This is a genomic window from Pseudotabrizicola sp. 4114, from assembly GCF_031457365.1.
Taxonomy (GTDB): domain Bacteria; phylum Pseudomonadota; class Alphaproteobacteria; order Rhodobacterales; family Rhodobacteraceae; genus Pseudotabrizicola.
Genome location: NZ_JAVDWP010000002.1, coordinates 305,006 through 325,870 on the forward strand (window position 1 = coordinate 305,006; position 20,865 = coordinate 325,870).

At 65.6% G+C, this 20,865-nt stretch carries 19 protein-coding genes; 4 read left to right on the forward strand and 15 right to left on the reverse strand.

The window, feature by feature from the left end:
- Window positions 1-44: 44 nt before the first annotated feature.
- Complete coding sequence (locus tag J2X53_RS06010; protein ID WP_349036569.1) at window positions 45-1,289, forward strand: transcription antitermination factor NusB; 1,245 nt, start codon at window positions 45-47, stop codon at window positions 1,287-1,289.
- A 15-nt stretch (window positions 1,290-1,304) separates the two neighbouring features.
- On the opposite strand, the gene J2X53_RS06015 is transcribed toward J2X53_RS06010, so the two are convergent.
- The 4 genes from J2X53_RS06015 to J2X53_RS06030 all read right to left on the reverse strand — a co-directional run bounded on the left by J2X53_RS06015 (window position 1,305) and on the right by J2X53_RS06030 (window position 5,517).
- Window positions 1,305-2,042 (reverse strand): SDR family NAD(P)-dependent oxidoreductase, encoded by a 738-nt coding sequence (locus tag J2X53_RS06015; RefSeq protein ID WP_349036570.1) that lies wholly within the window; start codon window positions 2,040-2,042, stop codon window positions 1,305-1,307.
- 189 nt (window positions 2,043-2,231) lie between these two features.
- On the reverse strand, window positions 2,232-3,482 hold the full coding sequence (locus J2X53_RS06020) for an MFS transporter (RefSeq protein ID WP_349036571.1): 1,251 nt from the start codon (window positions 3,480-3,482) through the stop codon (window positions 2,232-2,234).
- Window positions 3,479-4,231: a DUF1365 domain-containing protein gene (locus tag J2X53_RS06025; RefSeq protein ID WP_349036572.1), complete on the reverse strand. Its 753-nt coding sequence runs from the start codon at window positions 4,229-4,231 to the stop codon at window positions 3,479-3,481. Before J2X53_RS06025 ends, J2X53_RS06020 begins: the two co-directional genes overlap by 4 nt.
- A complete protein-coding gene (locus tag J2X53_RS06030) occupies window positions 4,228-5,517 on the reverse strand; it encodes an FAD-dependent oxidoreductase (RefSeq protein ID WP_349036573.1) in 1,290 nt (429 codons plus the stop codon). The genes J2X53_RS06025 and J2X53_RS06030 overlap by 4 nt, the downstream gene beginning before the upstream one ends.
- A gap of 261 nt (window positions 5,518-5,778) precedes the next feature.
- Between J2X53_RS06030 and J2X53_RS06035 the strand changes: the two genes are divergently transcribed.
- Both J2X53_RS06035 and J2X53_RS06040 read left to right on the forward strand, forming a co-directional pair.
- Window positions 5,779-6,342: a sigma-70 family RNA polymerase sigma factor gene (locus tag J2X53_RS06035; protein ID WP_349036852.1), complete on the forward strand. Its 564-nt coding sequence runs from the start codon at window positions 5,779-5,781 to the stop codon at window positions 6,340-6,342.
- Window positions 6,339-6,983 (forward strand): ChrR family anti-sigma-E factor, encoded by a 645-nt coding sequence (locus J2X53_RS06040; RefSeq protein WP_349036574.1) that lies wholly within the window; start codon window positions 6,339-6,341, stop codon window positions 6,981-6,983. Before J2X53_RS06035 ends, J2X53_RS06040 begins: the two co-directional genes overlap by 4 nt.
- Here the strand turns inward: J2X53_RS06040 and rmuC are convergent, their stop codons facing one another.
- The 11 genes from rmuC to J2X53_RS06095 all read right to left on the reverse strand — a co-directional run bounded on the left by rmuC (window position 6,984) and on the right by J2X53_RS06095 (window position 19,854).
- Entirely contained in the window at window positions 6,984-8,144 is a 1,161-nt protein-coding gene (gene rmuC / locus J2X53_RS06045) for a DNA recombination protein RmuC (protein ID WP_349036575.1), read from the reverse strand.
- Window positions 8,141-9,994, reverse strand: coding sequence for a DNA mismatch repair endonuclease MutL (mutL, locus tag J2X53_RS06050; protein ID WP_349036576.1), 1,854 nt, complete (start codon window positions 9,992-9,994; stop codon window positions 8,141-8,143). Before mutL ends, rmuC begins: the two co-directional genes overlap by 4 nt.
- A gap of 58 nt (window positions 9,995-10,052) precedes the next feature.
- Window positions 10,053-11,363 (reverse strand): pitrilysin family protein, encoded by a 1,311-nt coding sequence (locus tag J2X53_RS06055; protein ID WP_349036577.1) that lies wholly within the window; start codon window positions 11,361-11,363, stop codon window positions 10,053-10,055.
- Window positions 11,360-12,769 carry a pitrilysin family protein gene (locus J2X53_RS06060; protein ID WP_349036578.1) on the reverse strand — a complete coding sequence of 470 codons (1,410 nt, stop codon included), beginning with the start codon at window positions 12,767-12,769 and terminating at the stop codon, window positions 11,360-11,362. Before J2X53_RS06060 ends, J2X53_RS06055 begins: the two co-directional genes overlap by 4 nt.
- Window positions 12,770-12,864: 95 nt before the next feature.
- Window positions 12,865-13,383, reverse strand: coding sequence for a DUF3035 domain-containing protein (locus J2X53_RS06065; RefSeq protein ID WP_349036579.1), 519 nt, complete (start codon window positions 13,381-13,383; stop codon window positions 12,865-12,867).
- Window positions 13,384-13,436: 53 nt separating this feature from the next.
- Window positions 13,437-13,937 (reverse strand): signal peptidase II, encoded by a 501-nt coding sequence (lspA, locus tag J2X53_RS06070; RefSeq protein WP_349036580.1) that lies wholly within the window; start codon window positions 13,935-13,937, stop codon window positions 13,437-13,439.
- Window positions 13,938-13,940: 3 nt separating this feature from the next.
- Complete coding sequence (purH, locus tag J2X53_RS06075; protein ID WP_349036581.1) at window positions 13,941-15,530, reverse strand: bifunctional phosphoribosylaminoimidazolecarboxamide formyltransferase/IMP cyclohydrolase; 1,590 nt, start codon at window positions 15,528-15,530, stop codon at window positions 13,941-13,943.
- Window positions 15,531-15,545: 15 nt separating this feature from the next.
- Entirely contained in the window at window positions 15,546-17,294 is a 1,749-nt protein-coding gene (locus tag J2X53_RS06080; RefSeq protein WP_349036582.1) for a heparinase II/III family protein, read from the reverse strand.
- 112 nt (window positions 17,295-17,406) lie between these two features.
- Window positions 17,407-18,558 (reverse strand): saccharopine dehydrogenase C-terminal domain-containing protein, encoded by a 1,152-nt coding sequence (locus J2X53_RS06085; protein WP_349036583.1) that lies wholly within the window; start codon window positions 18,556-18,558, stop codon window positions 17,407-17,409.
- Window positions 18,559-18,571: 13 nt separating this feature from the next.
- Window positions 18,572-19,621: a saccharopine dehydrogenase gene (locus J2X53_RS06090; protein ID WP_349036584.1), complete on the reverse strand. Its 1,050-nt coding sequence runs from the start codon at window positions 19,619-19,621 to the stop codon at window positions 18,572-18,574.
- Entirely contained in the window at window positions 19,618-19,854 is a 237-nt protein-coding gene (locus J2X53_RS06095; protein WP_118154211.1) for a WGR domain-containing protein, read from the reverse strand. The genes J2X53_RS06090 and J2X53_RS06095 overlap by 4 nt, the downstream gene beginning before the upstream one ends.
- Window positions 19,855-19,925: 71 nt before the next feature.
- On the opposite strand from J2X53_RS06095, the gene J2X53_RS06100 reads away from it, so the two are divergent.
- Window positions 19,926-20,861, forward strand: a complete 936-nt coding sequence (locus tag J2X53_RS06100; RefSeq protein ID WP_349036585.1) for a hypothetical protein — start codon at window positions 19,926-19,928, stop codon at window positions 20,859-20,861.
- Window positions 20,862-20,865 lie beyond the last annotated feature (4 nt).

A 20,865-nucleotide genomic window follows, 5' to 3' on the forward strand; every position in this document is an offset into this window, starting at 1 on the left:
ATACGGCCTTTGGCCAGCGAGACAAGAAGCAGGGGCGTCGTAGGATGAAGGCCGTAACCGAAAACGTCACCGCACGCAGTGCCGCCGTGGGCGTGTTGAACGCGGTACTGGGCGAAGGCGAGATGCTGTCGCAGGTGGTGTTGCCCGATGGTCTGTCCGGGCCGGACCGGGCGCGGGCCGAGCGGTTGGCGACACAGGTGCTGCGCCAGCTGGACCGGATTGACCGGGTGCTGAAGCCGCTGTTGCGCAAGGCACCGCCGCTGGCGGTGCTCAACATCCTGCGGCTGGCGGTTTATGAGCGCGCCGAGGGGGCGGCGGCGCATGGCGTGGTAAATGAGGCGGTGTCGCTGGCGCGGCGCGGCAAGCGCACCACGCATCTGTCGGGGCTGGTGAATGCGGTCTTGCGCGCCCTGCCCGAGGGTGTCGATCTGGCCGCCCTGCCCGCGCCGCAGATGCCGCGCTGGCTGCGCCAGCCGATGGTCCATGCTTACGGGCGTGAGGCGGTGAGCGCAATTGAGGCGGTGCAGGCACAGGTGCCGGCGGTCGATATTACGCCGAAAGCAGCGGCGGTTGCGGTGCCGGAGGGTGAGCGGTTGCCATCGGGCAGCATCCGTCTGGCCACGCCGGGGCAGATCACGCAACTGCCGGGCTATGACGCGGGCGACTGGTGGGTGCAGGATGCCGCCGCCGCCATCGCGGTGCGCCTGATGGCGGTGCAGCCGGGCGAGACGGTGCTGGATGTCTGCGCGGCACCGGGAGGCAAGACCCTGCAACTGGCGGATGCCGGAGCGGCGGTGACGGCGCTGGATATCTCGGCCCCGCGCATGGTGCGGGTCGAGGAGAATCTGACGCGCACCGGGCTGACCGCGCAGCTGGTGGTGGCGGATGCGCTGCATTGGACACCACCAGACGCGCAGTTTGACGCGATCCTGCTGGATGCGCCCTGTTCGGCAACCGGCACGCTGCGGCGGCATCCGGACCTGCCGTTCATCAAGGATGGATCAGAACTGGCGGGGCTGGTGGAGCTGCAGGCCGCGTTGCTGGACCGGGCGCTGGGCTGGCTGAAGCCCGGCGGGCGGCTGGTCTATTGCACCTGCTCGCTGCTGCCCGCCGAAGGTGAGGATCAGCTGGCCGCAGCGCTGCTGCGGCATCCGGGCTTGGCTGTGGTGCCCCCTGCGCTGCCATGGCTGCCGCCGGAGTGGGTGACACCGCAAGGCGGTGTGCGGCTGCGCCCGGATTACTGGGGCGGGATGGACGGGTTTTTCATCGCCACACTGACCGCGCCCTGACCGCCGAAACAGCCGCTATTTGCGGGCGAACAGCCGGTAATAGGCCCAGTCGGGCAGGAATTGCGACACACGGAACAGCCAGGAAAACACCAGCGGGAAGCTTTTCTTGAAGGCATCGCTGTTCATATGCTCAAACATTTCGCGCGCGGCCTGATCCGGTTCCATCAGGAACGGCATCGAAAAGTCATTCTTGTCGGTCAGCCTTGTGCGGATGAAACCGGGGTTGGCGACCTGCACATCAATGCCGCTGTCGCGCAGATCGGCGTAAAGGCATTCGGCCAGTGACATCACCCCAGCCTTGGACGCGGTGTAACCGATCGAACCGGGAAGGCCCCGAAAGCCGGAAAGCGAGCCGGTGAGCACGACATGGCCCGCGCCACGTGCCACCATGCCGGGCAGCACCGCGCCGATCACGCGCGCACAACCGGTGAAGTTGACATCGCACATCGCCTCGACCTCTTCGGCCTTCCATTCCTGCGCCTTGGTTGGCCAGTAGACTCCCGCCAGATAAACAACGCCATCGACCGGGCCGATCTGATCGGCGGCGGCCTGAACCGAGGCGCGGTCCGACACATCGCAGGCCACGGCGCTGCCCTTGCCCGCCAGTGTGGCGACGGCGGCGGTCAGACGATCCTGCGAGCGGGCGGACAAGATAACCTCGGCCCCGGCGCGGGACAGCATCTGTGCGAGGGCGAGGCCCAGACCTTCGGATGCGCCGACCAGCCAATAGCGTTTTCCTGTCCACTCTCTCATCGTCTGCGTCTCCTTCAATCTGGTTTGACCCGGTATTTTTGGTTCTGTGGCGCGCTTTGAGCGGCCCGTCCGGCAGCTGACACCTTGGGTTTTATCAACGGGGCGTGCGTGGTGATGGTTCCGTTTGTCGGCGGTTGGATCCGTGATGTCTGGTTGCAGCGTCGTGCCCGCATGGGTTTGGGTCAAGCCTTATGCAGCGGATTCCCCGGTTTCGGTGGTGGCGAGCAAGGCCATGGCAAGGAGTTTCAGCGCACAGGGCAATGCGGCGTACAGGAGCGACAGGGCAAAGAGCGCATCGGCGGTATTGGTCGTGCCGGGGGTGAAGCCTGCGGCCTGAAGCGCGGGCAGGAGGGTGGCGGCGGCAAGAGCCAGCGAGAGTTTGGAGACAAAGGACCACAGGCCAAATCCCGCGCCCTCGCCCCGGCCGAGTGTGACGAGGCGTCGGGCAAAGAGCGCGGGCAACAGGGTGAGGTCGGCCCCGAGGGCCGCACCGGAGGCGGCGCAGATCAGCGCAAAGGGCAGGATATTGCCCTCGCGCAGGGCCACCGCCCAGAGAAAGGCGGCGATGGCGAGGGCCATGGCGGCGAGCAGGCTGCGCTTTGCCCCAAAGCGGGCGGCAGAGCGGCTCCACAAGGGCGCGGAGGCGGCGGCGGAGAGGAAGAACAGCAGCAGCAGCGGGCCCTCAAGACCGGGGGCGTTCAGGCGGCTTTCGACGAAGAACAGGAACAGGGTGGAGGTGACGGCGACCGGGGCCGCATTCAGCAGCGCGATCAGCAGCAGGCGCCGGGCGAGCGGGTCGGCCAGGATGGGGCGGAACAGGGCGAACGTGGTGCCGGGGGATGTCGCGGCTGCGGGTGAGGTGCTGACCCATTCGCGGCGCATCGCGGTGGCGGCGATGATGGCGAGCAGGGCAAAACCGATGGCAAAGCCGGTGAAAGGCGTCGCGGTCAGGCTGCCCAGCGCCACGGGTGCGACGGCAGCGGCAGAGACGCCAAGCAGCGAGCCGGTCTCGCGCCAGCCGGCGAGGCGGAAGTGGCCTTTGGGGCCGAGCTGGGCGGCTTTCTCGACGCCCTGGGCGTAGAAGGTGATGGTGAGAAAGGAAAACCCGCTGAACAGCAGGGTCAGGGTCAGCGCGAACCATGCCAGCGGTGCGATGGGCGGGGTGACGGCGAACAGGCCAGTCATGGCGAGGGCCATGACGATGGTGGCGACCCAGACAAGGGTGGCGCGGCGTTTGCGCCCGGCTTCTGCCAGCCAGCCCAGAGCTGGGTCTTGCACCACGTCAATCAGCCGCAGGGCCGCCAGGGTGAACCCGAGGGCGGCAAGGCTGGTGCCGTAGCTGTCAACGTAGAATTTCGGCGCGTGGATATAGATCGGCAGGCCTGCGGCGGCGATCATCGCGGCAAAGAGCGACCATGGCCAGAGAGGCGAAGGGGTCATCGGGTAACGTCTTTGGCCGGGGGCTGGGGGCGGCTGCGGAACCTGGCCCCCTTGAGCGCCAGTTTCAGCGCCTGCCAGTGGATCAGCGCCAGCACCCGGCGCGAGCCGAAGGGGCGGCGCAGGCAGGCGCGCAGGATGGCCCGGTTGGTCAGCGGCACGCGCGGGCCGGTCAGGTTGGTGTAGAGCCCGCCGCCGGGGGTGGTGTAGTCGATCCAGATGCCGATGCGCGCGTCAGTCACGTCGAACCGGAAGTCGTAGCTGCCCTCGACCGGCTGGAAGGGTGAGACGTGAAAGATCTTGCGGGCGGACAGGGTGTCAGTCCGGGTGATCGGGCCGTGGGTGTCGTGATGGGCAAGATAGGCGTGGCGGTCGCCATAGGTGTTCGACACCTCGGCAATCGCGGTGCGCAGAGCGCCTGCCGCGTCATAACACAGCCAGAACGACACCGGGTTGAAGACATGGCCCAGAATGCGCGGCTGTGCCATCAGGATGATGCGGGTGGGCGCGGGCAGACCCTGCGCGGCCAGCACCTCGCGCACCCAGACCGCGCCCCTGCCCTGCCCCGGCGGGCCGCCGTGGTCTGCATCCCACAGCGCCGTCAGGTTGCGGCGGTTGCGGCTGAACAGCGAGGGGCCGGTCACTGGCGCTTCGGCATCGAGGGCGACATAATCCACGGTGTAGCGAAAACTGTTGCGGACCGCGCCTTTGCGGCCGTGAAAGGTTTCGCCGTGGATCAGGTCAACCGTCATGCAGCCACGCCAGAGGCGCTGCGGTGGCGCATCGCCTGCACCACATCAACCGCGCTGCCGATGCCGTCTTCGTGAAAGCCATTTTTCATCCATGCGCCGCAGAACCATGTGTTGGCGGTGCCGTTCATCATGCGGATCGCCCCCTGTGCCGACAGCGCTGCCGCGTCATAGACCGGGTGGCGGAAGGTGACGGCGTCATAAATACACTCTTCCCTTATCGCGCGGTTGCTGTTGAGCGTGACGAAATGCAGATCGTCCTGCGGGATCGGTTGCAGGCTGTTCATCCAGTAGGTCAGGTCGATCCGCGCGCCCGGGCCGCCCTTTGGTTCGACATAGGCCCAGCTGGACCATGTTTTGCGCAGGCGGGGCATCAGGCTTTGGTCACAATGCAGCACCGCCGCATTCTCTTGATAGCGGATTGCGCCCAGAGTTGCACGCTCTGCCGCTGTGGCGTCGGACAGCAGCGACAGGGTGTCATCGGAATGGGTGGCAAAGATCACATCATCAAACACCTCCCATTCCGCGCCATGGGCGCGGATATGGACCATGCCGTTTTCACGCCGCACCCCTGCAATGGCAGTGCCAAGCCGCAGGTCAACGCCCTGCCGGGTCAGCGCGGAGTGCAACCGCTGGACATATTGCACCGAACCGCCCTGCACAGTGTACCATTGGTGCTGACCTTCGGTGTGCAACAGACGGTGATTGTCGAAAAACCGGATCATCGCCTCGGCCGGGAAATCCAGAATGCCCTTGGTCGGTGTAGACCAGATCGCGCCGGAAAACGGGGTGATGTAGTAGTCACGGAAGTAATCGCCGGTCCCAAGCGCTGACAGCAGATCGCGGATCACCATGCCGGGCTGTGCCACCCGCACCGCGTGTTTGTTAAAGCGCAGGATATCGCGGATCATGCCGATGAACTGCGGGTTGAGCAGGTTTTTGCGCTGCGCAAACAGGGTATCCAGACTGGCCAGCGCATATTCGATGCGTCCGCCATCAATGCTGGCCCCAAAGCTCATGGTGCTTTTGGCAGTGGGCACGTCGAGCTTTTCAAACAGCCGCACCAGATGCGGGTAGTTGACGTGGTTGAACACGATAAAGCCGGTATCCACCGGCTGATCGCCGCGCTTGCCGGCCATGACGGTCCGGGCATGGCCGCCCAGCCGGGGCTCCGCCTCATACAGCACCACGCTATTGTCATCGGCGAGCATATGCGCGGCTGACATGCCGGAAATTCCGCCCCCGATGATTGCAATACGGCGGGGGGAGGCGATGGCTTCGAACGGCATGGGCAGGCTTTCTGTAAGCGATTTGCTTGTTATACGCAGATGCAGCTTAACGGATCACTTGTCCAGTTTTGTTGACATTCGTCGCGTGATGATAGATTTACACGGCCCACATCCCCGAAATGTGATCCAGCCGCTGCTGTCCCGCGTAGACAGTCCATGATGCTAGATGCCATGAGCCCAGAGAAACCGGATGCGCCTGTCGCCCCACAGCTTTATGCTGCGGGGCGGAACAGAGCGATGCGGCAAAAAGGGATCCTGCGCTTGGTGGCGGATGCAGAGCAAACAGACTGGTCGGCCCTGGTGTTCCGGGTGCGCGATCATCAGGACAAGGTGGCCTTTGCCGCCCTGTTCCGGCATTTCGCACCGCGCGTGAAGGCGTTCTTGATGAAATCGGGCGCGTCGGAGGCGCTGGCCGAGGAATGTGCGCAGGATGTCATGGCAACGCTGTGGCAAAAGGCGCGGTTGTTTGATGCTGAACGGGCCTCGGTGGCGACCTGGGTGTTCACCATCGCCCGCAACCGACGGATCGACGCGCTGCGCAAATCGCGCCGCCCCGAACCCGAAGACCTGCCCTGGGGGCCGGAGCCTGAACCCGATCAGGCCGAGGTGTTCGAGGCGCAGCAGGAAACCGAACGGCTGGGGGCGGCGCTGGCGCGGTTGCCCCTGAAACAGCGTGTGCTGATCGAACGGGCCTATTTCGGCGACCTCTCGCACAGCGAGATTGCGGCTGAAACCGGGCTGCCGCTGGGCACGATCAAATCGCGGATACGCCTGGCGCTGGAACGGCTGCGCCATCAGATGGACGTGAAGGCAACAGAACGATGAAGATCAAGCACCACCTGTCGGATGAATTGTTGATGGCCTATGCGGCGGCGGAGCTGCCCGAGGCGTTCAATCTGGTGATCGCGGCGCATCTGTCCTTGTGTGACGAATGCCGCGCGCGGTCGATGGCCTTTGACGCGCTGGGCGGCGCGGTGATCGAGGACAGCACCTGCGATATGGCAGCGGGCAGTCTGGAGGCGTGTCTGGCACGCATCGACAGCCTGCCACAGGCCGAAGCACCGCTGACGCGGCCTGCGGGGTCGGTGTTGCCTGCGCCGGTGCAGGATTATGTCGGCGGCGGGCTGGAGGCGGTGAAGTGGCGGTCTTTGGGCATGGGCGTGCGGCAGGCCATTCTGCGCACCGGCGACAAGGGGGCCTCGGCCCGGCTGCTGTATATTCCCGCCGGGGCGGCAATGCCCGACCACGGCCACCGTGGGCTGGAGCTGACGCTGGTGTTGCAGGGCGCGTTCCGCGATGAGGTGGACCGTTTCGCGCGCGGCGATATCGAGATTGCCGATGCCTCGGTCGAACATACGCCGGTGGCAGAGGAAGGCGAGGCCTGCATCTGTCTGGCGGCGACGCAAGGGGCGTTGAAGTTCAACGCGCTGTTGCCACGGCTGGCGCAGCCGTTTTTCCGGATCTGATCATTCGGCGGCGCTGGGGGCGATGACCGGCGTGGGCGGCGTGTTGGCGATTTCCTCGAAGTCGAAATTGTCCAGTCGGCGCGCGCGTTTGGTGGCCTTTTCAGAGCTGATCTTGATCTCTTCGAGATCTTTTGACGCCTGCCCGAAATGCCGGTCAAGATTTTCCACCCGGGTGCCCAGACGGTCGACATCGGCATAAAGCAACGCCAACTCCTTGCGGATCGCGCCGGCCTGTTCGCGCATGCGGGCATCTTTCAGCACCGCGCGCATGGTGTTGAGCGTGGCCATGCAGGTGGTGGGCGACACGATCCAGACCTTGACCGCAAAGCCCTCGCGCACCACGTCGGGAAAGTTGGAGTGCAGTTCGGCATAGACCGCCTCAGACGGCAGGAACATCAGCGCGCCGTCGGCGGTTTCGCCCTCGATGATGTATTTCTCGGCAATGGCGCGGATGTGCTGGCGCACGGCCCCGCGCATCAAGGTCGCGGCCTCTTGCGCCTGACGCGGGGTTTCGGCGCGGCGGATCGCTTCATACGCCTCCAGCGGGAATTTCGCGTCGATCACGATCGGCCCCGGCGGGTTGGGCAGGTGGATCAGGCAATCGGCGCGGCGGTTGTTCGACAGCGTCGCCTGCATCGTATACGCATCTTTCGGCAGCGCCTTTTGCACGATGTCATGCAGCTGGATCTCGCCAAACGCGCCACGGGTCTGTTTGTTGGACAGAATATCCTGCAAGGACAGCACATTGCCCGACAGCTTTTCGATATTGGCCTGCGCCTTGTCGATCGTTTCCAGCCGCTGCTGGAGTTCGCCCAGACTGCGGGCAGTGCGGGTCGATGTGCCGTGCAAGCTCTCGCCCATCTGGCGCGAGACTTCGGCAAGGCGCTGTTCCATCACCTGCAGCATGGCGGTCTGGCTGACCGCCTGCGCCTCGGACACATGGTGCAGACCCCCGGCCAGCCGTTCCTGCCCGTCGCCCAGCTGCTGCACGCGTTGGCTGAGCCAGCCCATTTCGCGCATCAGGGGCGCGGCCATGGTGGCGGACCGGCCTGCCGTGCGCAGGATCAGGGCGAGGAAGAGCACGAGAAACAGCGCCGCACCACCAAGGATCAGCACCTCGGGATCGGTGATGGCGAAAGTCTGGCCGAAAAGGGTGATCATCTGCGTCCGAACAACCGTTCAATATCGTGGAGTTTCAATTCCACATAGGTGGGGCGGCCGTGGTTGCACTGGCCGGAATGCGGCGTCGCCTCCATCTCGCGCAACAGCGCGTTCATCTCTTCGGCGCGCATCTGGCGGCCCGAGCGGATGGAGCCATGGCAGGCCATGCGCGACAGCACCGCGTCGATTTTCGCGCGGATAAGGTGGGACTGACCGGCATCGGCCAGCTCGTCCAGCACATCGCGGATCAGCGCGGCGGCGTTGACCGCGCCAAGGATCGCCGGGGTTTCGCGCACGGCGATGGCGTTGCCGCCGAACGGCTCGACCCGCAGGCCGATCTCCGCCAGCGTGGGCGCGGCATCGAGGATGCGGGCAGCATCGGTCGCGGACAGCTCGATGATTTCGGGGATCAGCAGCGCCTGTGCAGTGATGCCGGTGTCGGCCATCTGGCGCTTGAGGCGCTCATAGACCAGCCGCTCATGCGCGGCATGCTGGTCGACGATGACAATGCCGGTCGAGGTCTGGGCGATGATGTAGTTTTCATGCACCTGCGCGCGGGCGGCGCCGAGCGGGTGGCTGAGGTGGCTTTCATCGCTTGCTGCGCTGCGCTCTTCAAGCCGGGCGGTCGGCGCTTCGGCGAAGCCGGTGGCCGGTTCGGAGATATGTGACTCGGGGGCCTGAAAGGCAAAAGCGCGGGCAAAGCTGGCCTGTGACGGGCGGTCCATCTGATAGACCGGACGCTCCGGGCGCATCGCGGCGAGGGTTTCACTGGCCACTGTGGTCGACGCGCGGTGACCTGCGCCCGAAAGCGCCGTGCGCAGGCCGGTGATGATCAGGCTGCGGGCGGCATCGGGTTCGCGAAAGCGCACCTCGGCCTTGGCGGGGTGGACGTTGACATCCACCCGCTCCGGGTCGCAGCTCAGGTTGAGCACCGCAGCTGGGTGGCGGTCGCGCGACAGGAAATCGAAATAGGCGACACGCAAAGCGCCCAGCAGCAGCTTGTCGAGCACCGGGCGGCCATTGACGAAGACAAATTGCTGCGCGCCGGAGCCGCGTGAATAGGTGGGCAAAGCGGCATAGCCGGTCAGGTGCAGCCCGTCGCGGGGAATGTCGATGCGCAGGGCGTTCTGGGTGAAATCAGCACCCAGGATGCCAGTGAGGCGACCATGGAGAGCGTCGAAGAAATCGCCCGATTGCGGATCGGCGCGGAAGATCACGCGGCTGTCGCCACCCGAGGTTTCGGTCAGGGTGAAGCCGACATGCGGCTCGGCCATGGCCAGACGGCGGATCACCTCGGCAATCGCCTGCGCTTCGGCACGGTCGGTGCGCAGGAATTTCAGGCGCGCCGGGGTGGCATAGAACAGGTCGCGCAGCTCGACCACGGTGCCACGGGTCAGCGCGGCGGGGCGCAGATCGCCGATGCGCCCGCCCGCCACGCTGATCTGCGCCGCGTCATGCCCCTGCGCCCGCGAGGTCAGGGTCAGGCGACCGACCGAGCCGAGCGAGGCCAGCGCCTCACCGCGAAAGCCAAAGCTGTGGATGTTCAAAAGATCAGAGCCGTCGATCTTTGACGTGGCATGCCGCGCGATGGCCAGCGGCAGATCGGCGGCGGTCATGCCGCAGCCGTCATCGGTCACCCGGATCAGGGTCTTGCCGCCACCTGCAAAATCCACCGCGATGCGGGTGGCCCCGGCGTCGAGCGCGTTTTCCACCAGCTCCTTGACCGCCGATGCCGGACGTTCGACCACCTCGCCCGCGGCGATGCGGTTGATGGCAGCCTCGTCCAGCGGGCGGATCACGGGCCGGGGTTCTGGGCGGCCTGTGGATATGTTGGGGGTGACGATGTTCATACCCCCAAGTCTAGCACCGCCCCGCGTGAAGGGCCACAGATTCTGTTTATCGCTTCGGTCAGTCGGTCGAGGTGACGCCCTCGGGCTGGCCGACGACGACGAACCGCAGATCGCCCTCGCGGAAGAGGGTGGCGGCCACGCGTTTGACATCGTCCATCGTCACCGCCTCGACCTTGGCATTGCGGGTTTTGGGATAATCGGGCGTAAGGCCAATCATCTGCATGCCGACCAGCATAGATGCAATCTGGCCGTTACCGTCAAACCGCAGCGGATAATTGCCGGTCAGATAGGTCTTGGTCCGCTCCAGTTCTGCCTCGGTCACGCCTTCGGTCGCGATCTTGCGCCATTCGTCGCGGATCACGTCAATCGCCTGCCCCACGGTGCCATTGGCAGAGGAGAACTGACCCATCAGCATTTCGGCCTGATCATAGCCGATCAGATAGCTGCCGATGCCATAGGTCAGACCACGCTTGTCGCGCACCTCGGTCATCAGCCGGGCGGAAAAGCGGCCGCCGCCCAGAATTTCGTTGAGGATGGAGGCGGCGAAGAAATCAGGATCGTCGCGCTTGATGCCCTCATGCGCGAACAGCACGGTGGCTTGCGGGCCGGGGAAATCCTGTACGGTGATGCCACCGGTCAGGTTCATCGGCGCGCGGTCCGGCAGCGGAGCCCCGGTTTCGGGCAGGCCACCGAGCAGGGAGTCGAGCAGCGGCCCCAGTTCGGCAGCGGTGATGTCACCCGCCGCAGCAACATAGATGCGGTCGCGGGCGATGGTGGCGCGCTGTGCGGCCAGCAAATCATCGCGGGTCAGGGCGGTGACGCTCTCGATGGTGCCGTCGCCGGATGTAGCATAGGGATGGTCGGCAAAGGCCATCTCGCTCAGGCGCTGGCTGGCGAGGGTGCCGGGGTCTTTGGCATCGGCGCGCAGCCCGGCCAGAATCTGACCGCGCACCCGGTCTATCGCCTCGGGGTCAAAACGCGGCTCGGTCAGGGCGCGGCGCAACAAATCAACCGCCTGATCCCGGTTTTCGGTCAGGAACCGGGCAGAAACGCCGATGGAATCCTGATCCGATGAAAAGCTGTAGTTGGCGGCAAGGGAATCACGGGCGCGGGCAAAGCCCACGGAATCAAGATCGCCGGTGCCTTCCTCGATCAGCGCGGTCATCAGGTTGATGGCCCCACGCTTGCCGGGCATATCCAGTGAGGTGCCGCCGCGAAAGTGGATTTCCAGCGCGGTAAAGGGGATGCCCGGTTCGGACGCCAGCCATGCGGTGATGCCCCCCGGCGAGGTGACGGTCTGAATCTCGATCTCGGCATGAGCCGGAAGGGCGAAGGTGAGCAGAAGGGCGGCGAGTTTGAGGAGTTTCATTCTGCGGCCTCTTCTGTCGGCATCTGTGCCGGGGTCTCTGCGGATTGTGCGGGTATTGCTGCGGGGGCACCTGCCGGGGTATCGTCAGGCTCTGCCGGCATCAGCCAGCCGGTCACGGCGGCATTGCGGTTGAGCACAGTGCGCGCGGCATCGACGACCTGTTCGGCGGTGACGGCATCCAGCACGCCGGGCCAGTCCTGCACATCCTGCACCGTCAGGCCGACTGCCAGCGCCGCGCCGTAGCGGTGGGCGAGGCCGTCGACGTTGTCACGGGCATAGATCTGGTCGGCGCGGATCTGGGTCTTGATGCGCGCGAAATCTTCGGCATCGGGGCCGGTTTCGATGAATTTGGCGATCACCTCATCCATCGCGGCCTCGGCTTTTGCCAGATCGACACCGGGCGTCGGCACGACGACCAGACCAAAGGTGGAGTTATCCAGTGCGGTGCCATCGTAATAGGCCGAGGCATAGAGCGCGACGGGTTCGGGGCCGAACTGCAAGCCTTGGGCAAACAGCGAGGTCTGAGCAGAGCCGCCCAGCAGTTCGGCCAGCATGGTCAGCGCGGCAGCCTGCTGCTGGTCGCCCGGATTGCGTTCGGGGGCGATGTAGGTGCGCATGACATAAGGTTCTGACACACGCTCATCGGTCAGAGTGATGCGGCGCTCGGCAATCTGCGGCGGCTCGGACGGGCGGACGCGGTCGGTGATCGCATCCGACGGGGCGAGCGGGCCGTAGTGGGTCTGCGCCATCTGGCGCACCGCGTCGGGCGTCACATCGCCTGCGACGATCAGAATGGCGTTGTTGGGGGCGTAAAACCGGGTGTAGTGGTCAAGCGCGTCCTGCCGGTCCAGCTGCTCCATCTCGTGTTTCCAGCCAATGATCGGGATGCGGTAAGGATGGTTCAGGAACTGGGCCGCGCGCATCTGTTCCTGCAACAGGGCGGCAGGGCTGCTGTCGGTGCGCTGCTTGCGTTCTTCGATGATCACGGCGCGTTCGGTGGTGATGTCCTCTTCCGAGATCCGCAGATTGCGCATCCGGTCGGATTCGATCTGCATCATCAGGTCCAGCCGGTCGGCGGCAACCCGCTGGAAATAGGCGGTGTAGTCCCAGCTGGTAAAGGCGTTGTCATTGCCGCCCTGCGCCTCGACCGTGGCGGAAAATTCACCCGGAGCAAGGGTTTCGGTGCCCTTGAACATCAGATGTTCCAGAAAATGCGCGATGCCGGACTTGCCGGGCAGCTCGTCGGCAGCGCCGGTGCGATACCAGACCATCTGGGTGACGACCGGGGCGCGGTGATCTTCGATCACCACCACCTCAAGGCCATTGGTCAGGCGAAAGGTGGTGACATCATCGGCAAAGGCAGGGGAAGCGGCCAGTAGGCATAGCGCAAGTGTGCGGCGCAGCATTGCGGGAGTATCCTTGATCGTTGCCCGGCAAAGCTACGCTGCGGGGCGCGATGCGCAAGCCCTGCCTACGGCAAAGTGACCGGAGGGTGTGTCGGCTATTCGCCGTCTTTTGGCGGCGGGGCCGATGGGGTGCGCACCCCGCGCTGCCGCCAGCGCCACAATTCGGCGTGCTGATCCAGCGACTGGTCTTCATAGGCGCGGTAATAGACGTTCACGTTGAACAGACGTTCCAGCACGCGGCCATTGTTGTCGCGCCGCCATTGCAGATCTTCTGAGGCGACGGTCTGACGAATGCCTGCCGCCACGCCATAGCGCGAAACATGGTTGACCAGACCGGCATCAAGCCCGGCCCCGGCACCGGGCCGTCCGCCAAGGGCGATGATCGCATCCGCCTCGGGCGTGGGGTCGGTGCGGTTGCTGCCGCCCAAGGTGGGTTGGGGCAGTTGTGCCAGATCGGTCGGCATTTCCAGCGCTTTGGGCGGCAGGATGCCGAATTCGTCCGGCCCGGCCGTGGTGGAGCGGATATTCATCAGCTGTGGTGGCTTGTCGCCAGCAGCGCAGCCAGCCAGAATCGCCGCGCAGGTCATCGCGAGGATTGTCCGTGCTGTCTGCATCATTGCCTCCACCAAGCCTGTCGCCCCCGTCTTAGCGCAATCATCCGCCCGCGTCACGGGGTCTTTCGGCGGGGTTTGCGCGGTGTCTTATCTTTGCCGCCGCCGGTGAACAGCACAAGCCCCGCCGCCCCGGCAAAGATGGCAATATCAGCCACATTAAAGGCATAGGGGTTTTCAAAGCCGCAGCAGGACATGTTCAGGAAATCGGCCACCGCGCCGTAAAGGACGCGGTCGATCACATTGCCCAGTGCGCCGCCCACCAGAAGACCGGCAGAAATCTGCGCCCAGCGGCCCGGATTTTCACGCCGGATCCAGACCCAGACCCAGGCGGAAATCGCCAGTGAAATCAGGATCAGGCCCCAGCGCACCAGATCGGCATCATTGGCCAAAAGGCCAAAGTTGATCCCCCGGTTCCACGCCATGCGGAACACAAGGTAGGGCGGCACCACCTCGATCACGCCGCGCTCGATCAGGTTCAGGCCCTGAACCACCGCGACCTTGGAGATCTGGTCGATGGCAAAGGTGACAAGCGCGGTGAGGGTGGCTGTGCGCATGGGTCAGTGCCGGAAATGGCGCATGCCGGTAAAGACCATGGCAAGCCCGGCCTCATCTGCGGCGGCGATCACTGCTGGGTCGTTCATGCTGCCGCCGGGCTGGATGACGGCCGTGGCCCCGGCCTCGGCCACGGTCAGCAGGCCATCGGGAAAGGGGAAGAACGCATCCGACGCCACGGCAGAGCCGATGGTGAGCGGTTGGGCCAAGCCCAGCGCCTCGGCCATGTCCTGCGATTTGCGGGCGGCGATGCGGGTGCTGTCGACGCGGCTCATCTGGCCCGCGCCAACGCCGACGGTCGCGCCATCCTTGACGTAGACGATGGCGTTGGATTTGACGTGTTTGGCGACTTTCCACGCGAACAACAGGTCGGCGAGTTCGGCTTCGGTCGGCGCGCGTTTGGTCACCACTTTCAGGTCAGCGTGGTTCAGCCAGCCGTTGTCACGGTCCTGCACCAGCATGCCGCCGGACACCTGTTTGTACGCCAGCCCCCCAGCACGAGGGTCGGGCAGACCGGCGGTGGTCAGCAGGCGCAGGTTCTTCTTGGTGGCAAAGATCGCGCGGGCCTCGTCGCTGGCACCGGGGGCGATGACGACTTCCGTGAAAATCTTCACGATCTCTTCCGCCGTTTCGGCATCCAGCGGTTGGTTCAGCGCGACGATGCCACCAAAGGCAGAGGTCTGGTCACAGTGATAGGCGCGGAGATAGGCGTCTTTCAGGCTGCTGGCGCGACCCACGCCGCAGGGGTTGGCGTGTTTGATGATGGCGCAGGCCGGGCCCTGATCAGGGGCAAATTCGGCGACCAGTTCAAAGGCGGCGTCGGTGTCGTTGATGTTGTTGTAGGACAGTTCCTTGCCCTGCCACTGGCGGGCTGTGGCCACGCCTTCGCGCTTTGATCCGTCGGTGTAGAACGCCGCCGACTGATGCGGGTTTTCGCCATAGCGCAGGGTTTGCGCCAGTTTGCCTGCGAACGAGCGGTTGCGCGGGGCCCTTTCCTTGATCTGCCCCGCCAGCCAGGTGCTGACGGCGGTGTCATAGGCGGCGGTCTTGGCATAGGCCGACAGCGCCAGCTTCTGGCGGAAGGCAAGGCTGGTCGCGCCATTTTGCGCCTTGAGCTGATCCAGCAGTGGGGTGTAATCGGCGGGATCGGTGACCACGGCGACAAACTTGTGGTTCTTTGCCGCCGCGCGGATCATCGCGGGGCCGCCGATGTCGATATTCTCGATGCAGGTGGCGTGGTCGGCACCCTTGGCCACGGTTTCCTCGAACGGGTAGAGGTTGACGATCAACAGATCAATCGGCTCGATCCCGTGGGCAGCCATGGCGACCAGATGTTCGTCATCATCGCGCAGCGCCAGCAGCCCGCCATGCACCGCCGGGTGCAGGGTCTTGACCCGGCCATCCATCATCTCGGGAAAGCCCGTCACCTCTGACACATCACGCACCGGCAGACCGGCGGTGCGCAGCATGCCGGCGGTGCCGCCGGTGGAAATCAGCTCTACCCCCATGGCATGCAGCGCGCGGGCCAGATCGAGCAGGCCGGATTTGTCGGAAACAGAGATCAGCGCGCGGCCGATGGGGACGAGGTTGGTCATGGAGCAGCCCTTTGGTCAGAGGGGGACCGGGGTGTCATCGCGGTCCAGATCGCGGATGGCCAGCGGAGTATCCTGTGCTTTGGCCAAGGTCCAGCCGATACGGGTTTCAATCTCGGCCGCAAAGCCCGAAAGCACGATCTGTTTGCTCGCGCGCGGCTTTAGCCGGCCCCGTTCCAGATAAACCGACGGCTCCAGCGCCAGTTTCGCGCGGCTGTCATGGCGGAAAACCCAGATTTCGCCCGATTTCAGGGCGATTGAAACGGCGTTGCCGCCCATGTCGAGGGTCGAATCAGTGTCGGGGTGGAGGTGAAACCGGATCGAAAACACGATGCCCTGCAGGCCGGTGCCGGTCAGCACCTGTTCAAACCGGGCCTTGCCCTGCGGGTTCAGCGAAATCAGCGTCTCGGCCCCGACGATGTGGCGGCCATCGGACGACAGCGCCAGATCGCGGGCGTGGGTCAGCCCGTGGGTCAGCGCCCAGCCGTCATGGGCGGCATGCAAGGCCGCCCCCTCAGGCGTGGCTTGCTGGCGCAGGGTCAGCACGGCGGCGCGCTCTTCCAGCACGTCCCCCGTGCCGGTGCCAAACCGCGAGGACGACACCCCGTCGATCCCCAGCGTGGAATGTGACGGCGTGGCCCGCCCTGCCCTGCGCCATTCGGTGCCAAACGGCGCGCCTGAGCCGCAGTTGACCACCAGCGGTCTGCGGCCCGATGTCACCTCCATCGCGAGGGTGGAGGCATGGGCCGACCCACCTGCGCGCCCGCCGGGCGGGGCAGCGGCATCCAGAATGATCGAGGTGCGCCCGGCAGACAGCCGCACAAAGCCCATGGCCGGGGCATTGCCGTGGCCCAGCGGCTTTTGCGGGCGGATGCCGGCACTGGCAAGGGCCTGATCCAGCCGCCCTTCGGCGCCTTTGCCGCCACCGTGAAACCGCGCCAGCCCGCCATCGGCGTGGCGCAGGGCGCGCAGGGTGGGGGCGATGCGCTCGATGGCATCAAGATGATCATTCGGGACCGGATGGCCTGCTTCGGTCAGGGCCTGCGCGGCCCAGTTCAGCAGGGTGAACACCTCCAGCAGCTCTTCGGGGTTGCGGGTGGTGATGCCGCCGCCGGCATCCACCTCGGCCCGCGCCTCGGTGGCGAGGGCGGCAACGGCGGGGGCGACCAGCGGCTCCATCCCGATCAGCGACAGACCGGCGTAGACAAGCCCGGTCAGCGCCTCGAACCGGGGCAGGCCGGGGGCGGCACGCGCCCAATGACGTGACAGGTAACGGGTCTGCACGGTCAGCGCGCGGTAATAGGCTTCGGTGGCCGGGCGGTCAGCCCCGTTGAGCAGGAACAGCGCATGGTGGATCCAGCGGATCACCCGTCGCCCGGTCAGATCGGGCGTCCAGCCGGGGCCTCGGCCCGCGCCGAACCGGGCAATCCAGTCTGTCGTCCAGCCTTGGGCGCGGGCACGGGCCTGTGCATCGCCCAGCGCGGCCAGATCATCCAGCCAGACAAAGCCCTGCAATTCGGCGGCATAATCGGCGTCGGGCGGGTCGATATCCCACAGCCCGGCACCGGGGGATTCGATCAGATGGCCCGCGAACAGGAAATTGCCCGCCACCAGCTGCCGCCCCTTCGCCACCAGACCGATGGAGCGAGGTTCGGGAGAGGAGGAAAAGCCCTGCGCCACAGGGCCACGCGCGGCACGCCAGACGGCAAGGCGCGCGCGCCAGCCGCCCGCGCCAAAGCTGCCCTGAGATGCGCGATGTGCCGCCATAAGGTTCCGCCCGCCCTGCCCGCCCGGGTTCCCGGTGCTTGTCAGGTTTGAGCATAGCCGATGCGCGGGGTCTGTGTCACGCAAGTAGAACGCAAACCCCGCGCGGCGCAGCTCAGGCCAGATGATCGACGCGGTTAAGGTATTGGACCAGACCCTGCACCTGATCCATCCACGCCGCGATCAGTTTGGGGTCATGCGGGGCGGGATGCACCCCGGCGGCGATTTCGCGCCGGACCACCGCCTCAACCCCCAGCGACACCGGGACCGAGACCAGCCGCGCCATGGCGGTGCCGCGCGCATCGCCTGCGGCGTCCATCGCCCATGTCTCATGGAACACCGGCTTGCCGTCGCGTTCGGCTTTCAGTGACACGAACAGAACCACGCGGTCAGGCTCATCCGGGGCGTAGGAATTGTCTTTCAGCAGCGCATTGGCACGGTCGGTCAGGGCTTTGTCGATCTCGGCGGGGGATGCCCCCTCCAGCGCCTCGATTTCGGCAAAGATCGGGGCCCACGCCTCGGCCCAGCCGTTCAGCCGGATGGTGCCGCGCACGAAATCGCGCAGTTTCCAGGCCGGATCAAAGCGGTAGTCCGCGACAAAGGGCAGGCTGTCGCGGTTGGGGTAAACCTCGAACGATTCAGGGTTCGGCAGCGGCGCGTCATAGGCAGTGATCGCATCCCACGGGCGGCTGACCCGCAGTTCGGAGAAGTTGCGCAACGAGCGCGAGGGCGAGCGCAAGGCTTTGAGCACGCCAGCCGGGGCCCATGAGAATTTGTAGCGGAACGCATTGGGCTGTTTCGGGACACCGCCGCAATAGCTGGTAAAGCTGAGAATGTTGTCGGCGTGATAGCCATCGCTGGCGCGATAGCGCGCCACCAGATCATGCGCCATCAGGTGGTCGATGCCGGGGTCGAGGCCGATCTCGTTCAGTGACACCAGACCCTTCTCGCGGAACTGCCCATCCAGCGCGCGCATGTCCGGCGCGATGTAGCTGGAGGAGACAAAGTTTGCATCTTTCTGCAAGCAAAGCTGCGCAATCGGCACGTGCTGATCTGCGGGCAGCATGGAAATGGCGATGTCGCCGGGGTGCAGCGCATCGGACAGCGCCTGCAGGGAAAAGGCGCGGATGTCGGTGGCGATGTCGCCCACCGCCTCGCGCGCCTTGTCGACCGTGCGGTTCCACACCACCACGTCATGCCCGCCGTCAATCAGCCGCCGCAGACCGGGGATCGAGGACAGGCCGGTGCCGCACCAATGAATTGTCATGTGTATGTTCCCGTCAGACTGTTGCGATGTGGCGGTCAAATTCCGCCTTTGCCCGGCCCCAGACGCCCGCATCCAAAGCCGTCAGCGTCAGCAGGCTGGGCAGAAGCTGGGCTGCGTAATCCTCGCTCGACTCGACTGGCAGCAGCGAGGGCAGGTTGTCGATGGCGGTCACGTCCAGCGGCGGGTGTTCGGCCACGCGCAGCGCGGGGGCCGACCAGTCGGTGGCGCGGTCATAGACCTTGATCGGCGAGAAATCCGAGGTCGGATCGCAGGCGATGTCGCCGATCACGGTCAGCGCGCGGGATTCGGTTTTTGCGGATGCAGGCACGAACACCGGACAGCCGGGGCGGGCGAGGATGCAGTTGAGGAATATCTCGTGCTGCAGCACTTCCGGGAACGGGCCGCCGCTGGCGGTCTCGGCCATGTCCCATTTGGTGACGGTGACGCCCAGGGCTTCGCACAGGTCGCTGGCCCCGGTGCCAACGCGGCCCAGCGCGCCGATGACGATGGCGCGGGGGCGCAGCATGGAGTGCATTTCGGCGGCCAGATCATCGAGCAGCGCCTGACGCCCCGGATATTTGGCAACCGGGCCGATCAGCGCGCCGCGCTGTTGCGCGGCCCAGGTTTTCAGTGCGACGGCGGCCCCGGCATAGCCCGCCCAATAGCCAAAGGCGGCGACGCGGCGGCCGTCTTCGTTGACCAGATATTCCAGATCATAGAGCGTGCCGCCCCCGGCCCTGAACCGCCGCAGCAGCTCCTGCCCTGCAGGCTGGCCCTTGTAGGCGTGGCCGAACATGATGTGGCGGTGCGTCAGCGGGGTGGCGTCTTCGGGCAACTCCTTTAGCCCGAAGATGATGGCATCGGCGGGCGCCTGCGGCCAGGTGTTTTCTTCGGCAATCTCAACCCCGGCCTGCACATAGCCCTCAATCGGGATCGCGCGGACCGAGGATTTCTCGACCGTCACCCGCAAGCCTGCCTGCACCAGTGCGGCGGCCCCTTCGGGCGTCAGGCCCACGCGTTCCTCATTCGGGCGCTGTTCGGCCCGGACCCAGAGATGTGTCATACGGTTGTTCCTTCGGTAACATAGCCGCGCCGCATCGCCCGCTTGCGCCACCGCTCGGCGGCCATGCAGGCATCGCGCAGGTTTGAGAACCAGACCAGCAGATGCTGCCCGCCCCGCCCCTTTGGCCCCCATTCGCGGACCACGGAATATTCGCCGAACAGGTTATAAGCGACCTCGACCCGGTAAAAGCGGGCGCGGGATTCGGCGGTGCGGGTCATGAGAAAGGTCAGCAAAAGGTGGCCTCCATCTGGTCTTTCGGGTTCAGAGTTATCAGATATGACAGCGGGAAACAGGGGGGAAAGCGATGCGCAAAGGGATGCTGGCACTGGTCGGCCTCGCACTGGCAGGGGCGCTGGGGTGGTGGTGGCAGGGGCGTCTAGCCAAGCCGCTGACGCCCGAGGTGGTGGCCGCGCGGCTGGCGGTGCCGGTGGCAGCACCGACGGGGCCGGTGGCGGTGTATCACCTTGGGCATTCGCTGGTGGGGCGCGATATGCCCGCGCTGCTGGCGCAGATGGCGGGGCATGATCACGCCAGCCAGCTGGGCTGGGGCAGCAGTCTGAAGGATCATTGGACCGGCACCGTCGCGGGGTTTGACACCGAGAATGCGCATGCCGACCACCGCCCGGCGGCGGAGGCTTTGGACAGTGGCGATTACCCGGTGGTGGTGCTGACCGAGATGGTCGAGATCCGCGATGCGATCCGCTATCACGACAGCGCCCGGCATCTGGCGCTGTGGGCTGCGCGCGCGCGCAATGCGCGGCCGGATGTGCGGCTGTATCTGTATGAGACATGGCACCGCACCGATGACCCCGAGGGCTGGCTGGAGCGGATTGACCGCGATGGCGCGCGCTATTGGCAGGGCGATCTGCTGGCGGGCGCGATGGCACAGGGCGGGGTGGGCGATATTTACGTGATCCCCGGCGGCCCGGTGATGGCGGCGGCGGTGCGCGCGATCGAAGCGGGGGAGGTGCCCGGTCTGACCAGCCGTGACGATCTGTTTGCGCGGGATGAAAAGGGCGCGGTGGATACGATCCACTTCAATGATGTCGGCGCCTATCTGATGGCGCTGACCCATTATGCGGTGATCTATCAGCGCAGCCCGGAGGGCCTGCCGCAGGATCTGAGCCACGCCGATGGCAGCCAGATCACGGGGCTGTCGGAAGACACCGCGCAAGCCCTGCAACGGATAGTCTGGGACACGGTTTTTCGCTATGGTCTGACAGGCATGTCAAACGGTTAAGGTG

Excerpts from the sequence above, each read along its gene's own strand:
- J2X53_RS06010 (WP_349036569.1), top strand. The coding sequence starts at position 45 with ATGAAGGCCGTAACCGAAAACGTCACCGCACGCAGTGCCGCCGTGGGC.
- J2X53_RS06015 (WP_349036570.1), bottom strand. The coding sequence starts at position 2,042 with ATGAGAGAGTGGACAGGAAAACGCTATTGGCTGGTCGGCGCATCCGAA.
- J2X53_RS06020 (WP_349036571.1), bottom strand. The coding sequence starts at position 3,482 with ATGACCCCTTCGCCTCTCTGGCCATGGTCGCTCTTTGCCGCGATGATC.
- J2X53_RS06025 (WP_349036572.1), bottom strand. The coding sequence starts at position 4,231 with ATGACGGTTGACCTGATCCACGGCGAAACCTTTCACGGCCGCAAAGGC.
- J2X53_RS06030 (WP_349036573.1), bottom strand. The coding sequence starts at position 5,517 with ATGCCGTTCGAAGCCATCGCCTCCCCCCGCCGTATTGCAATCATCGGG.
- J2X53_RS06040 (WP_349036574.1), top strand. The coding sequence starts at position 6,339 with ATGAAGATCAAGCACCACCTGTCGGATGAATTGTTGATGGCCTATGCG.
- rmuC (WP_349036575.1), bottom strand. The coding sequence starts at position 8,144 with ATGATCACCCTTTTCGGCCAGACTTTCGCCATCACCGATCCCGAGGTG.
- mutL (WP_349036576.1), bottom strand. The coding sequence starts at position 9,994 with ATGAACATCGTCACCCCCAACATATCCACAGGCCGCCCAGAACCCCGG.
- J2X53_RS06055 (WP_349036577.1), bottom strand. The coding sequence starts at position 11,363 with ATGAAACTCCTCAAACTCGCCGCCCTTCTGCTCACCTTCGCCCTTCCG.
- J2X53_RS06060 (WP_349036578.1), bottom strand. The coding sequence starts at position 12,769 with ATGCTGCGCCGCACACTTGCGCTATGCCTACTGGCCGCTTCCCCTGCC.
- J2X53_RS06065 (WP_349036579.1), bottom strand. The coding sequence starts at position 13,383 with ATGCAGACAGCACGGACAATCCTCGCGATGACCTGCGCGGCGATTCTG.
- lspA (WP_349036580.1), bottom strand. The coding sequence starts at position 13,937 with ATGCGCACAGCCACCCTCACCGCGCTTGTCACCTTTGCCATCGACCAG.
- purH (WP_349036581.1), bottom strand. The coding sequence starts at position 15,530 with ATGACCAACCTCGTCCCCATCGGCCGCGCGCTGATCTCTGTTTCCGAC.
- J2X53_RS06080 (WP_349036582.1), bottom strand. The coding sequence starts at position 17,294 with ATGGCGGCACATCGCGCATCTCAGGGCAGCTTTGGCGCGGGCGGCTGG.
- J2X53_RS06085 (WP_349036583.1), bottom strand. The coding sequence starts at position 18,558 with ATGACAATTCATTGGTGCGGCACCGGCCTGTCCTCGATCCCCGGTCTG.
- J2X53_RS06090 (WP_349036584.1), bottom strand. The coding sequence starts at position 19,621 with ATGACACATCTCTGGGTCCGGGCCGAACAGCGCCCGAATGAGGAACGC.
- J2X53_RS06100 (WP_349036585.1), top strand. The coding sequence starts at position 19,926 with ATGCGCAAAGGGATGCTGGCACTGGTCGGCCTCGCACTGGCAGGGGCG.